The 13,836-nt window shown below is 71.2% G+C and carries 12 protein-coding genes and 3 tRNA genes; all 15 read left to right on the top strand.

Features of this window, described 5'->3' with window-relative positions; all coding sequences use genetic code 11:
* Window positions 1-19: 19 nt before the first annotated feature.
* Window positions 20-92, top strand: a tRNA-Gly gene (locus tag ACFQ53_RS16280).
* 76 nt (window positions 93-168) lie between these two features.
* Window positions 169-239, top strand: a tRNA-Cys gene (locus ACFQ53_RS16275).
* Between the two features lie 30 nt (window positions 240-269).
* Window positions 270-341, top strand: a tRNA-Val gene (locus ACFQ53_RS16270).
* A 237-nt stretch (window positions 342-578) separates the two neighbouring features.
* Window positions 579-2,111 (top strand): OFA family MFS transporter, encoded by a 1,533-nt coding sequence (locus ACFQ53_RS16265; RefSeq protein ID WP_377861542.1) that lies wholly within the window; start codon window positions 579-581, stop codon window positions 2,109-2,111.
* A 154-nt stretch (window positions 2,112-2,265) separates the two neighbouring features.
* A complete protein-coding gene (gene thrS, locus ACFQ53_RS16260) occupies window positions 2,266-4,266 on the top strand; it encodes a threonine--tRNA ligase (RefSeq protein ID WP_377861539.1) in 2,001 nt (666 codons plus the stop codon).
* A gap of 9 nt (window positions 4,267-4,275) precedes the next feature.
* Window positions 4,276-4,908 (top strand): HIT family protein, encoded by a 633-nt coding sequence (locus ACFQ53_RS16255; protein WP_377861536.1) that lies wholly within the window; start codon window positions 4,276-4,278, stop codon window positions 4,906-4,908.
* The gene (locus tag ACFQ53_RS16250) at window positions 4,905-6,176 is read left to right on the top strand and encodes a PrsW family intramembrane metalloprotease (RefSeq protein ID WP_377861533.1); all 1,272 of its coding nucleotides are present in this window, start codon (window positions 4,905-4,907) and stop codon (window positions 6,174-6,176) included. The genes ACFQ53_RS16255 and ACFQ53_RS16250 overlap by 4 nt, the downstream gene beginning before the upstream one ends.
* Before the next feature lie 62 nt (window positions 6,177-6,238).
* Window positions 6,239-6,997, top strand: coding sequence for a YebC/PmpR family DNA-binding transcriptional regulator (locus tag ACFQ53_RS16245; protein ID WP_249480377.1), 759 nt, complete (start codon window positions 6,239-6,241; stop codon window positions 6,995-6,997).
* Between the two features lie 52 nt (window positions 6,998-7,049).
* Window positions 7,050-7,640 carry a crossover junction endodeoxyribonuclease RuvC gene (gene ruvC, locus ACFQ53_RS16240; RefSeq protein ID WP_377861530.1) on the top strand — a complete coding sequence of 197 codons (591 nt, stop codon included), beginning with the start codon at window positions 7,050-7,052 and terminating at the stop codon, window positions 7,638-7,640.
* Between the two features lie 26 nt (window positions 7,641-7,666).
* Window positions 7,667-8,287 (top strand): Holliday junction branch migration protein RuvA, encoded by a 621-nt coding sequence (gene ruvA / locus ACFQ53_RS16235; RefSeq protein WP_377861527.1) that lies wholly within the window; start codon window positions 7,667-7,669, stop codon window positions 8,285-8,287.
* The gene (ruvB, locus tag ACFQ53_RS16230) at window positions 8,284-9,357 is read left to right on the top strand and encodes a Holliday junction branch migration DNA helicase RuvB (protein ID WP_377861525.1); all 1,074 of its coding nucleotides are present in this window, start codon (window positions 8,284-8,286) and stop codon (window positions 9,355-9,357) included. Before ruvA ends, ruvB begins: the two co-directional genes overlap by 4 nt.
* A 195-nt stretch (window positions 9,358-9,552) precedes the next feature.
* Entirely contained in the window at window positions 9,553-10,053 is a 501-nt protein-coding gene (gene yajC / locus ACFQ53_RS16225; RefSeq protein WP_377861522.1) for a preprotein translocase subunit YajC, read from the top strand.
* Window positions 10,054-10,094: 41 nt separating this feature from the next.
* A complete protein-coding gene (gene secD / locus ACFQ53_RS16220; protein ID WP_377861520.1) occupies window positions 10,095-11,990 on the top strand; it encodes a protein translocase subunit SecD in 1,896 nt (631 codons plus the stop codon).
* Window positions 11,987-13,054: a protein translocase subunit SecF gene (gene secF, locus ACFQ53_RS16215; RefSeq protein ID WP_377861517.1), complete on the top strand. Its 1,068-nt coding sequence runs from the start codon at window positions 11,987-11,989 to the stop codon at window positions 13,052-13,054. Before secD ends, secF begins: the two co-directional genes overlap by 4 nt.
* 113 nt (window positions 13,055-13,167) lie before the next feature.
* Window positions 13,168-13,680 (top strand): adenine phosphoribosyltransferase, encoded by a 513-nt coding sequence (locus ACFQ53_RS16210; protein ID WP_249481086.1) that lies wholly within the window; start codon window positions 13,168-13,170, stop codon window positions 13,678-13,680.
* Window positions 13,681-13,836 lie beyond the last annotated feature (156 nt).

Here is a 13,836-nt window from a genome sequence, read left to right as displayed (position 1 = left end):
ATCCTCGGATCCTCGTCATGCGGACGTGGCTCAGTTGGTAGAGCATCACCTTGCCAAGGTGAGGGTCGCGGGTTCGAGTCCCGTCGTCCGCTCCGGGAGGCGGCGCGCCCGACACTGTCGGGAGCGCCGTTCCTCATGAGGGGCCGTCCTCGCGTCGGCCGCTCGTCCGGTGGGTTGGCCGAGAGGCGAGGCAACGGCCTGCAAAGCCGTGTACACGGGTTCGAATCCCGTACCCACCTCCGCTTCCGCCTCCGTGCGGAGGACGATCAGGGCGATTGGCGCAGTGGTAGCGCGCTTTCCTGACACGAAAGAGGTCACTGGTTCGATCCCAGTATCGCCCACCCCTGAAGGCCCTGGCCGGCGCATCCGGTCAGGGCCTTCGTCATGTCCCGACCGTTCCCGAGCTCTCCCGACCGTCTCCGGCCGGCCTCGGGCAGGTGTCGCCGCGGCGCCGGCCCGAATGGTCCGTGCGCCGCCGCCGACCGTGTAGCGTCTGCACGTCCGGTCCTCACGATGCTGTGCAGGAGACCGGTATCGCCCCGCCCCTTTCCCCCGAGCTCGATGCTGAGGAGCCCGCCATGTCCGTGCTCGAACGCGACGCGATCGTCGCGCCCGTGAAGTTCAATCGCTGGCTGATCCCGCCCGCGGCGCTCGCCATCCACCTGAGCATCGGCCAGGTCTACGCGTTCTCCGTGTTCAAGGCCCCGCTGATCGACCACTTCGGCTTCGACGAGGGCAGCGGCGAGGTCGCGACCGGTTGGATCTTCTCCCTCGCGATCGCGATGCTCGGCATCTCCTCGGCGATCGCGGGCGCGTGGGTCGAGAAGGTCGGCCCGCGCAAGTCGATGGTGGTCTCCGGCGCCTTCTGGGTGGCGGGCTTCCTCGTGGCGACCCTGGGCGTCGCGACCAGCCAGCTCTGGCTCGTGTACGTCGGCTACGGAGTCATCGGCGGCATCGGGCTCGGGATCGGCTACATCTCGCCGGTGTCCACGCTCATGAAGTGGTTCCCGGACCGTCCGGGCCTGTCGACAGGGCTGGCGATCATGGGCTTCGGGGGCGGCGCGCTCATCGCGAGCCCCACCTCGAACGCGCTGATGGCCCTGTACGGCGGCGGCGCCGATCATCTCGGCGACGGCATCACCGGCACCTTCCTCACCCTCGCGGTGATCTACCTGATCGTCATCGCCCTCGGCGCGTACGTCATCCGCCTCCCGCATCCCGACTGGGCGCCGGCCGGATTCGACGCCTCGCGCGCCACGGCCAAGCCCATGCAGTCGGCGGGCAACGTCTCCGTCCGGGGAGCGATGCGCACTCCGCAGTTCTGGCTGCTGTGGATCGCGCTGTTCACCAACGTCACCGCCGGCATCGGCATCCTCGAATCCGCCTCGCCGATGATCCAGGGATCCTTCGCCGGCATCACCGCGGTCGCCGCCGGCGGCTTCGTGGGGCTGCTCTCGATCTTCAACATGGGCGGCCGCTTCGTGTGGTCCACGGCCTCGGACTACCTGGGCCGGAAGAACACGTACCTGGTGTTCCTCGGCGGCGGGATCCTCCTGTACCTGCTGCTGGTGACCATCGGCTCCCAGGCCCTCGCGATCTTCGTGCTCTCGGCGCTCGTGATCATCTCCTTCTACGGGGGCGGCTTCGCCACGGCGCCCGCGTACCTCAAGGACCTGTTCGGCGTCTACCAGGTGGGCGCGATCCACGGCCGCCTGCTCACGGCGTGGTCCGCCGCGGGCATCGTGGGCCCGCTGATCGTGAACTCCGTGGTCGAGCACCAGAAGGGCGCGGGCCAGGAGGGCTTCGGCCTCTATCGCCTGGCGCTGATCATCATGATCGGGATCCTCGCCGTCGGCTTCGTCGCGAACCTCCTGATCCGCCGCCTCGACCCGCGCCACTTCGAGGACCCGGAGGTCGTCGCGAAGAAGGCCGAGCACGACCGCGAGGCCGCGGCCAAGGCGTCCGACGCCCGGCACGGGGCCGACGGGGCGGCGTCCGCGAGCGGTGCGCACACCGCCGCGGCCGGCGTTCTCGCGCTCATCGTGGTCGCGGCGCTGGCCTACGGCGTCGTCAAGACGCTCATCACCGCCGTCGGACTGTTCACGGGCTGATCCCGCGGGGCCCGGTCGCGCGCCGTCCCCGGTCCTGGGCCGTGCGCGTCTCGCGGCGGTCGAATGCGGTTCTCGGGGGAGGCGGAGGCCGGATACGATCGTCCGCGGAGCCGGCATCGTCGGCCGGCTCGAACCGACCAGCAAGGAGCACCCCGTGGCCCAGATCGCCATCACCCTCGACGGATCCCCCCAGCAGATCGAGGAGGGGACCACGGGCACCGAGCTGTTCGAGGGCCAGGGCACGATCATCGCTCTGCGGGTCGACGGCGAGCTGCGGGACCTCGCGACCGCCGTGGCCGACGGCCAGGAGATCGAGGGCGTCGAGCTCGGCAGCGAGGACGGGCTCTCCATCCTGCGCCACTCCACCGCGCACGTGCTCGCCCAGGCGGTGCAGCGCGTGAACCCCGAGGCGAAGCTGGGCATCGGACCGCCCATCACCGACGGCTTCTACTACGACTTCGACGTCGAGACCCCCTTCACCCCCGAGGACCTCAAGGACCTCGAGAAGCAGATGGGGCGCATCGTCAAGGAGAACCAGCGCTTCGTCCGCCGCGAGGTGAGCGACGACGAGGCCCGCGCCGAGGAGTCCGGCGAGCCCTTCAAGCTCGAGCTGATCGGCCTCAAGTCCACGGCCGACGACGCCGCCGAGGGCGCGAGCGTCGAGGTCGGCGCCGGCGGACTGACCATGTACGACAACGTCTCCAAGAAGGGCGAGGTGGTCTGGACCGACCTCTGCCGCGGCCCCCACCTGCCCTCGACCAAGCACATCGGCAACGGCTTCGCCCTGACCCGCTCCGCCGCCGCGTACTGGCGCGGGAGCGAGAAGAACCCAATGCTGCAGCGCGTCTACGGCACCGCCTGGCCCACCAAGGACGAGCTCAAGGCCTACCAGGAGCGGATCGCCGAGGCCGAGCGCCGCGACCACCGCCGCCTGGGCTCCGAGCTGGACCTGTTCTCGTTCCCCGACGAGATCGGCTCCGGGCTGCCCGTGTTCCACCCCAAGGGCGCGATGATCAAGATGGAGATGGAGGACTACTCCCGCCGTCGTCACATCGAGGCCGGCTACTCCTTCGTCTCCACCCCGCACATCACCAAGAAGAACCTCTTCGAGACCTCCCGCCACCTCGAGTGGTACGCCGACGGCATGTACCCGCCCATGCATCTCGACGAGGAGCAGGACGCGGACGGCAACGTCACCAAGCAGGGCCAGGACTACTACCTCAAGCCCATGAACTGCCCGATGCACAATCTCGTCTACCGCTCCCGGGGCCGCTCCTACCGCGAGCTTCCCCTGCGGCTGTTCGAGTTCGGCAGCGTCTACCGCTACGAGAAGTCCGGCGTGGTCCACGGCCTCACCCGCGCCCGCGGGTTCACCCAGGACGACGCGCACATCTACACCACGCGCGAGCAGATGCGCGACGAGCTCGCGAGCCTGCTGACCTTCGTGCTGGACCTGCTGCGCGACTACGGGCTCGACGACTTCTACCTCGAGCTGTCCACCCGCGATCCCGAGAAGTCCGTGGGCGACGAGGCGACCTGGGAGGAGGCGACCCGCACCCTCGAGGAGGTCGCCCGGGAGTCGGGCCTCGACCTGGTGCCAGACCCGGGAGGTGCCGCCTTCTACGGGCCGAAGATCTCGGTGCAGGCCAAGGATGCCATCGGCCGCACCTGGCAGCTCTCGACCATCCAGCTCGACTTCTTCGAGCCCGAGCTGTTCGAGCTCGAGTACACCGCGTCCGACGGCTCCCGCCAGCGCCCGGTGATGATCCACCGCGCGCTCTTCGGGTCGATCGAGCGCTTCTTCGGCGTGCTGCTCGAGCACTACGCGGGCGCCTTCCCGGTCTGGCTCGCCCCCGTGCAGGTGGTCGGCATCCCGGTGGCCGCCGAGTACGCGCCCTACCTCGACCAGGTCGCGCAGAGGCTGCGCGAGCGGGGCGTGCGCGTGGAGGTCGACGCCTCGGACGACAGGATGCAGAAGAAGATCCGCACGCACACCAAGGAGAAGGTGCCCTTCCTCCTCATCGCCGGCGGCGAGGATCAGGAGAACGGCGCGGTCTCCTTCCGCTTCCGCGACGGCAGCCAGGACAACGGCATCCCCGTGGACGAGGCCGTCGAGCGCATCGTCGAGTCGATCCGCACCCGCGCACAGGTCTGAGGAGGTCCGATGGGCACGCCCGAGCAGAACGGCTCCGCGGAGCAGAGGGCCCAGGACGAGCGGGCCGACGAGCCCGTGCGCGTCGAGTCCCCGAGCGCCTTCGCCGGGGAGGACGACGGCATGGACCGGCTGTGGACGCCCCATCGGATGGTGTACATCCAGGGCGAGGGCAAGCCCGAGGACCCCGACGACGGCGAGCAGTGCCCCTTCTGCGCGGGGCCCGCGAAGAGCGACGAGGACGCGCTCATCGTCCATCGAGGGTCGCTCGCGTTCGTCATCCTCAACCTCTTCCCCTACAACAGCGGCCACCTCATGGTGTGCCCGTACCGCCACGTCGCGGACTACACGGATCTCACCGAGGACGAGGTCGTCGAGGTCGCGGACCTCACCCGGACCGCGATGAGGGTGGTGCGCGAGGTCTCCCGTCCCGACGGCTTCAACCTGGGCATGAACCAGGGCGAGGCCGGCGGGGCGGGCATCGCCGCCCACCTGCACCAGCACGTGGTCCCGCGCTGGATCGGTGACGCGAACTTCCTGCCCGTCATCGGGCGCACCAAGGCGCTGCCCATCCTGCTCGCCGACACCCGCGCCCAGTACGCCGCGGCCTGGCCCGGCGGGGCGGGGGAGGGCGAGCGCGCATGACCGCCCCGGGGACCGCCGCCGACTACGGGTACGACGTCGATCGCACGGACCCGCAGGCGCCCGGGCACCTGCGTCCGGGCGCGGCACGGCGCACCCGCAGGCGGCGCCCCTGGGTGCAGCTCCTCGTCTGGGGCGGTGCGATCGCGGCCCTGATCCTCGTCGCCGCCGGCGTGTGGTTCTTCACGATCCGGCCGCTCGGCACGGGCACCGCCCTGGTCGCGTTCACCGCCGCGCTCGTGCCCGTGAGCCTCGTGCTCGCCGCCGTGTGGTGGCTCGACCGCTACACCCCGCAGCCGCGCATCACCCTCGTCTACTCCTTCGTCTGGGGCGCGGCCGGATCGGTCGCGCTGACCTTCGTCATCGGCGGCGCCGTGACCTGGTGGATCACCCCTCAGGACGCGGGCGAGAACACCGCGAACTTCCTCGCCGCCGTGGTCCAGGCACCCCTCGTCGAGGAGTCGATGAAATCCTCCGGGCTCATCGCCCTGCTGATCTGGGGGCGCCGCTTCATCGGCGGGCCGATCGACGGCGTGGTCTACGCCATGCTCATCGCCGGCGGCTTCGCCTTCACCGAGAACGTGCTCTACTTCGGGCGCGCCTTCCAGCAGGCCCAGGCCTCGGGCACCGTCGACGCCTTCTGGCAGACCTTCCTGCTGCGGGGCCTGCTCTCCCCGTTCGCCCACGCGAGCTTCACCTCGCTGTGCGGGCTGGGGCTCGGGATCGCCGCCGAGCGCCGCTCCCTCATGCTCTACTTCGGACTGGGCGTGGGCGGTCTGTCGCTGGGCATGTGCCTGCACGCCCTGTGGAACGGCTCCACCTTCTTCATCGAGGTCGACCAGGCGGCGCCGATGTCGGGCTTCCTGCGCTACTACCTCGCGATCCAGCTCCCGCTGTTCCTCCTGCTCGCGGGCATCATGACCTTCCTGAGGCTGCGGGAGAAGCGGATCGTGCGCACGCAGCTCTCCGCCTACGGGCGCGCCGGATGGTTCGCTCCCCGCGAAGTGGACATGCTGGTCTCGATCCGCGCCCGCCGCCGGGCCGAGAAGTGGGCGTCCGCGCACGGGGCCGTGCCGCGGATGGCGATGCACGACCTCATCCTCGCCTCGGTGGACCTCGCCATCACCCGCCACGGCGTGCTCCACGGGAAGCCGACGGCGAAGACCCGCGAGCGCGAGCGGGAGCTGCTCGAGCGGATCACCGCGGACCGTCGGCTGATCGGCGCGCTCAGCCGACCCGTCGCCCCCGCCGCACCCGCCGCGGACGGCTGAGGGCCGCGCCGGCCGTAGACTGTCGGGGTCCAGACCGAAGGATCGACCAGCCGAGGAGACACATGTCGGGTCACTCCAAGTGGGCGACGACCAAGCACAAGAAGGCCGCGATCGACGCCAAGCGCGGCAAGCTGTTCGCCAAGCTCATCAAGAACATCGAGGTGGCGGCGCGTACGGGCGGGCCGGACCCCGCGGGGAACCCGACCCTGTACGACGCGATCCAGAAGGCCAAGAAGACCTCGGTCCCCAACGACAACATCGACCGCGCCGTCAAGCGCGGCGGCGGGCTCGACGGCGGCGGCGTCGACTACCAGACGCTCATGTACGAGGGGTACGCGCCCGGCGGCGTGGCCCTGCTCGTCGAGTGCCTCACGGACAACAAGAACCGCGCCGTCTCCGAGGTGCGCCTGGCCTTCACCCGCAGCGGCGGCAACATGGCGGACTCCGGCTCGGTGGCCTACATGTTCAACCGCAAGGGCGTCGTCGCGGTGCCCAAGGAGGGCAACACCGAGGACGACCTGCTCGAGGTCGTGCTCGACGCGGGCGCCGAGGAGATCAACGACGAGGGCGAGACCTTCGAGATCATCTCCGAGGCCGGCGACGTGGTCGCCGTGCGCACCGCCCTCCAGGAGGCGGGCATCGACTACGACAGCGCCGAGGCGCAGTTCGTGCCGAACATCCGCACCGAGGTCGACCTCGACGGCGCCCAGAAGGTGCTGCGGCTGATCGACGCGCTCGAGGACAGCGACGACGTGCAGAACGTCTACTCGAACCTCGACATCCCCGAGGACGTCGCCGCGCAGCTCGAGGACGAGGACTGATCCTGCTGTCCCCGCGCACGGAGTCCCCGTCCGCACCCGGAGCGTCGCAGCGATGACGCTCCGGGTGCTCGGCGTGGATCCCGGGCTCACGCGCTGCGGCTACGGCGTCCTCGACGCCGGGCGCGGCCGCTCGGCGTCCCTCGCCGACGTGGGCGTCGTGCGCTCCAGCCCGGAGGAGGGCATCGACCAGCGTCTGCTCGTGATCTCCCGGGGCCTCGAGGAGAAGATCGAGGAGCACGCGCCGGACGTCGTCGCCATCGAGCGCGTGTTCAGCCAGAACAACACCTCGACCGTGATGGGGGCCGCCCAGGTCTCCGGGGTCGCGATCCTGCTGGCCGCGCAGCGCGGCATCCGGATCGCCATGCACACGCCCTCCGAGGTCAAGGCCGCTGTCACCGGCAGCGGGCGCGCCGACAAGAAGCAGATCCAGACCATGCTGGTCAAGCTGCTGCACCTCGAGGCCCCTCCGAAGCCGGCCGACGCCGCCGACGCCGTCGCGATCGCACTCACGCAGCTCTGGCGCGGACCCGGACCGGTGCGCCTGGACGCGAGCGGCCGCGCCCGCACGAGCGCGCAGTCCGTGTGGGCCGAGGCGGAGCGCAGCGCGCGGCGCGCCCGGGAGTCCTCGACCTCCCGCTTCTGATCGAACACGCGTTCTAGGGTGGTGCCGTGATCGCTTCTCTCACCGGGACGGTGGCCTCGATCGGCCTCGATTCCCTGGTCCTCGACGTCCAGGGCGTGGGCTACCTCGTGCGCACCACGCCCGCCGCCCTCACCCAGACCCGGCACGGCGCCCCGCTGACCCTGCACACCGAGCTCGTCGTGCGCGAGGACTCGATGACGCTGTTCGGCTTCCCCTCCGCGGAGGACACGGAGACCTTCCGGATCGTGCAGTCTGTGAGCGGCATCGGCCCGCGTCTCGCTCTCGCCGTGCTCGCGGTCCTGTCCCCGGAGGACCTTCGCCGCGCGGTCGCCGCGCAGGACGTCAAGGCCATCACCCGCACGCCCGGGATCGGGCCCAAGGTCGCGAGCCGCATGATCCTCGAGCTCGGGGGCAAGCTCGCCCCGCCCGCCGAGGAGCAGGGCGAGCAGCAGGTCGACGCCGCCGGAGCCCCCGTCGCAGGCGCGAACCCGCTGGACGACCAGGTGGTCACGGCCCTCGTCGGCCTCGGCTGGCCCGACAAGGCCGCGGCCGACGCCGTCGCCGGCGTCCACGGCGAGCCCGAGGACCCGCAGGACGCCGCCGGGCTGCTGCGCGCCGCGCTGCGCCGTCTCGGAGGCAGCAGGTGAGCGCGTCGACGGAGGGCTTCGACGAGGCCGACGACGGCGGGCGCACCCTCACGAGCGCGGAATCGGGCGCCCTCGAGCGGGCCGCCGAGGCCGCGCTGCGTCCCAAGAGCCTCGCGGACTTCGTCGGCCAGGAGGTCGTGCGCGAGCAGCTCTCGCTGGTGCTCGACGCCGCCAAGGGTCGGGGGCGCGCGCCCGAGCACATGCTCCTCTCGGGCCCACCGGGGCTCGGCAAGACGACCCTCGCGATGATCATCGCGACCGAGCTGTCCGTCCCCCTGCGCATCACCTCCGGCCCCGCCGTGCAGCACGCGGGGGACCTCGCCGCGATCCTCTCCGCCCTCGAGGAGGGGGAGGTGCTGTTCATCGACGAGATCCACCGGCTCGCGCGTCCCGCCGAGGAGATGCTCTACATCGCCATGGAGGACTTCCGCGTCGACGTGGTGGTCGGCAAGGGCGTCGGCGCGACCTCGATCCCGCTCGAGCTGCCGCCCTTCACCGTCGTCGGCGCGACGACGCGCGCGGGTCTCCTGCCCGCGCCGCTGCGCGACCGCTTCGGGTTCACCGGCCACCTCGACTACTACCGCGCCGAGGAGCTGCACCGCGTGGTCACCCGCTCGGCCGGGCAGCTCGCGGTCGAGATCGAGGACGAGGCGGCCGGCGAGATCTCCTCCCGCTCGCGCGGCACGCCCCGCATCGCCAACCGCCTCCTGCGGCGCGTGCGCGACTGGGCGCAGGTGCGCGGCGACGGACGGCTCGACCTCGACGCCGCCCGTCGCGCCCTGGACGTCTACGAGGTGGACGCGAGAGGCCTGGACCGCCTCGACCGCGCCGTGATCTCGGCGCTGTGCAAGCGGTTCGCCGGGGGACCGGTGGGGCTGTCGACCCTCGCGGTGTCGGTGGGCGAGGAGACGGAGACCGTCGAGACGGTCGTCGAGCCGTACCTCGTGCGCGAGGGCTTCCTCACGCGCACGCCGCGCGGCCGCATCGCGACGCCGCTGGCCTGGTCGCACCTGGGGCTCGCGGCCCCCGAGCCCGCACAGGGCACGACCCCGCCGCTCGGGCGGTTCTGAGGGATCGGAGGGCCGCCGGCCCGCCCTCGCGCCGCCGCGACCACGTTCCGAGGGGACGTTCGGGGACGGCAGGTAGAGTGGTGCGGGTGCGCGTGCGGCCGAGCCGCCCCGCGCCCGCCCGTGCGGCTCCTCCGCACCCGTCGATCAGCTCGCGCCCCGCGCCTCCGGTGCCAGGCGGCGCTCGAAAGGACCCCCATGCAGTCCATGATCCCCCTCATCGTGATGTTCGGTGCGATGATCCTGCTGATGGTCTGGATGTCCAGCCGCCAGCGGAAGGCCCAGGCCGCCCAGCAGGAGAAGGTCCGCGCGCTCGGCGTCGGGGACGAGGTCCGCACCCACTCCGGCTTCTTCGGGCTCATCGTCGAGGAGTACGACGACGTCGTCATCCTCGAGACCGAGTCCGGCGCGCACACCAAGTGGGCCCGCCAGGCGATCGCCGGCGCGGCGGATCCGAACGCCGCGCACAACGACGCCCCCGCCCTCGAGGGCGAGACCGTCGAGAGCACGGAGGGCTCCGAGACCTCGCGCTCCGCGCAGGACGCCACCGCGCTCGACTCGACCACAGGCGGCGCCGAGGACCGCGCGGAGTCCCTGCCCGACTTCGACAGCGAGTCGCCGGCGTCGGCCGATGCCGGCCGCGAGGGCGAGATCCCCGGCGTCACCACCCGGGGCGACGAGCCCCGCACCGCACGCTGACACGCCCTGACACGTCGCCCCGCTGAGGAATCGCATATCGCATGAGCGCACGTCGCACGTCCCTGGGAGGGCTCGTCCTCCTGATCGTGATCCTGATCGGCATCGTCGGTGCCGGGGTCTGGAAGGGCGGCTGGCAGGCCTCCCCGAAGCTCGCCCTCGATCTCGAGGGAGGCACGCAGATCATCCTCCAGGCGAGCACCACCGACGGCTCCGCTATCGATGCCGACTCGATGGATCAGGCCCGCGAGATCATCTCCCAGCGCGTGAACGCGATGGGCGTCGCCGAGACGGAGATCAGCGTCCAGGGCGGCACCAACATCGTCGTCGACGTGCCCGGGAACCTCGACGAGGAGACGCGCGAGGCGCTCGGCGCGACCGCGGCGCTGTCGTTCCGGCCCGTGCTCGCCACCCTCGACGCCTCGGGGACGGGCACCGCGAAGGCCAGCGACGACGGGGGCTCCGACCCCTCGGACGAGGTGTTCACCGGCGCGCTCACGCTGGACGACCCGTACGCGCCGAACTCGACCGCGCAGGCGACCGGCGCCTCCGATGCGTCCGACGGCGCCTCCGACAGCGGCGGCGACGGCTCGTCCTCCGACGTGCCGGCCGCGTGGTCCTCGGACTGGGCGACCACGGCGCTGCAGTCGCAGGCCGCCGCCGTGGACTGCACCCATCCTGAGGCGCAGCAGGAGATCGCGTCCTCGGCCCCGAACTCGCAGCCCGTCGTGGCCTGCAGCGACGACGGCTCGGCCAAGTACCTGCTGGGCCCGGAGGTCCTGCCGGGCACCGTGGTGACCAACGCCAGCGTGGGCAGCGACACGAACTCCTCGGGACAGTCGACCGGCGCCTACCTGGTGAACATGCAGTTCACCTCCGAGGGCAGCAAGACCTTCGGCACCATGACCGATGCGCTCTACAACAAGAAGGGCGCGACCGACTCCTTCGCGATCGTCCTGGACGGCCAGGTCGTCTCCGCCCCCTACGTGCAGACGCCCTCCTCCAACGGCGCCTCGATCAGCGGCAACTTCGACCAGGACACCGCGAAGCAGCTGGCCGACCAGCTGAAGTTCGGCGCCCTGCCGCTGCAGTTCGACATCCAGTCGGAGCAGCAGATCTCCGCGACGCTCGGCGGCGACCAGCTCGAGAAGGGCCTCATCGCAGGCATCATCGGACTGGTCCTCGTGGTCGCATACGCGGCCCTGCAGTACCGGGTGCTCTCGATCGTGACGACCTCGAGCCTCGTGGTCACCGGTGTGCTCACCTATCTGACGCTCACCGTGCTCTCGCACATCCCGGAGATCGGCTACCGCCTCTCGCTCGCGGGTGTGACGGGTCTGATCGTCGCGATCGCCTTCACGGCCGATTCGTTCATCGTCTACTTCGAGCGCGTGCGCGACGAGATACGCGACGGCCGCGGCATCGTAGCGGCCGTCGACCACGGCTGGAACCGCGCCAAGCGCACCATCCTCGCCTCGGACACGGTGAACCTCATCGCGTCGATCGTGCTGTACATCCTGTCCACGGGCAGCGTGCGCGGCTTCGCGTTCACGCTGGGCCTCACCACGATCATGGATCTCGTAGTGGTGTTCCTGTTCACCCACCCGCTGCTGCAGACCCTCGTGCGCAGCCGCTTCTTCGGCAAGGGGCACCCCATGAGCGGGCTCGATCCCGCCCAGCTCGGGCGCCAGGTCCCCGCCTACGCGGGCCGCGGGCGCGTCCGCTCGGCCGCCGAGCGAGGCCCGGTCGACGGCGCGGACGACGAGGCCCCTGTGCGCGAGACCCTCGCCCAGCGCAAGGCGCGCCTGGCACGCGAGGCCCGCGAGGGGACGGCAACGGGGGAGACGACCCGGAAGGGGGCGTCCGCGGACACCGGCCCGGATCCCGGCGGCGAGGGCAGCGGATCGCAGGGCGACGAGGACGGGAGTGACGCACGATGAGGCTCAGCACGGCGAATCTCGGCAACGACCTGCACACCGGTGCGGCCTCGGTCCCCATCGTGCGGCGCCGGCGCATCTGGTACCTCATCAGCGTCATCGTCGTCGTCATCCTGGGCAGCATCGCGCTGGTGCGCGGCGTGAACCTGGGCATCGAGTTCACCGGTGGATCCGAGTTCCAGGTCTCCGGCGTCAGCTCGTCCCAGGAGTCGCAGGCGCGCGACGTCGTGCGCGAGGTCGTGAGCGACAACGAGCCGAAGGTGACGATGATCGGCGGCAGCACGCTCCGCGTGCAGACCGCCCAGCTCGACACCCAGCAGACCCAGCAGGTCGCCCAGGACCTGGCGGACACCTACAGCGTGCCCGTCTCCGACGTCTCGACCTCCTACATCGGCCCGGTCTGGGGCGGCGACGTCACCACCAAGATGGCCCGCGGCGTGGCCGTGTTCATCGTCCTGGTCGCCGCCGTGATGGCGCTCTACTTCCGCAACGTGAAGACCTCGCTCGCCGCGATGATCACGCTCGTGCACGACATGCTCTTCACCGCCGCGGTGTACGGCGTCGTCGGCTTCGAGATCACCCCGGCCACCGTGATCGGCTTCCTCACGATCCTCGGGTACTCGCTGTACGACACCATCGTCGTGTTCGACAAGGTGCGCGAGAACACCGCGCACCTGACGGACCAGAACCGCAGGACCTACGCGGAGTCCGTCGAGCTCGCGGCGAACCAGACCCTCATGCGCTCGCTGAACACCTCGATCGTCGCTCTGCTGCCCGTGGGCTCGATCCTCGCGATCGGCGCCTTCGTGCTCGGCGCGGGCACCCTCAAGGACATCTCCCTGGCCCTGTTCATCGGCATCTTCGTGGGCACCTACTCCTCGGTGTTCCTCGCTCCCGGCCTCGTGGTGACCCTGCGCGGACGCGAGAAGGACATCGCCTCCCACAGCAGGAGGGTCCTCGAGGCCCGCAGCGCGGGCAGCGAGGGAACCGGCGCGGACGACGCCTCCGACGGTGACCTCGAGACCACCGGGGGCTCCACGACCACCACGACCAGGAGACGCCGATGACCCCCGCCCTCGCGAGCCCCGCAGGCTCGACGCCCATCGGCCCCGCGACCGCCGGTGCCGGCGTCGGCGGCCGGCCCGCCGGCCGGCTCGGCCCCGAGCAGGTGCGGGAGCTCATGGCCTCCCACATCGACACCTACCAGGACTTCCCCGAGCCCGGGGTGCTGTTCCGCGACATCACCCCGCTGCTGCGCGACCCCGAGTCCTTCCACGCCGTGATCGGGCACTGGAGCGCGATCCTGCCCGAGCAGGTGGACCTCGTGGTCGGCGTCGAGGCGCGCGGCTTCGTGCTGGGCGCGCCGCTGGCCTACGAGATGGGCGCCGGCTTCATCCCCGCGCGCAAGGCGGGCAAGCTGCCCGGCGCCCCGCGCTCGATCAGCTACGACCTGGAGTACGGCAGTGCCCAGATCGAGATCGCGGTGGACGCGCTCCCGCGCGGCGCGCGCGTGGTGGTGGTCGACGACCTGCTGGCCACCGGCGGCACCGCCGCGGCGACGATCGAGCTCGTGCGACGCTTCGACGTCGAGCTGCTGGGCGTCTCCTTCCTCCTCGAGCTCGAGGGGCTGGGCGGGCGCGATCGCCTTCCCGCGGACGTCCCCGTGGTCACCGTGGAGTCCGTCCCGAACTGAGGCGCCGGACCGCTCCGCCCCCGCCGCGGCACGGCGCTCGGACCCCTCCGGATCCGGAGGTGTGCGGCGGGCGGCGGCGGGGGGCGCCACCACACACAAAGGGGGGGGTGTGTCGGGGGTGGGGGGAGGCTGTTGGGGTTTTTTTAAAAAGGGGCC

This window comes from Brachybacterium sp. NPDC056505, from assembly GCF_042794925.1.
GTDB lineage: Bacteria > Actinomycetota > Actinomycetes > Actinomycetales > Dermabacteraceae > Brachybacterium > Brachybacterium kimchii.
Note: the sequence above shows the minus strand (reverse complement) of the source record. Positions and strands in the feature narration are given on the sequence as shown.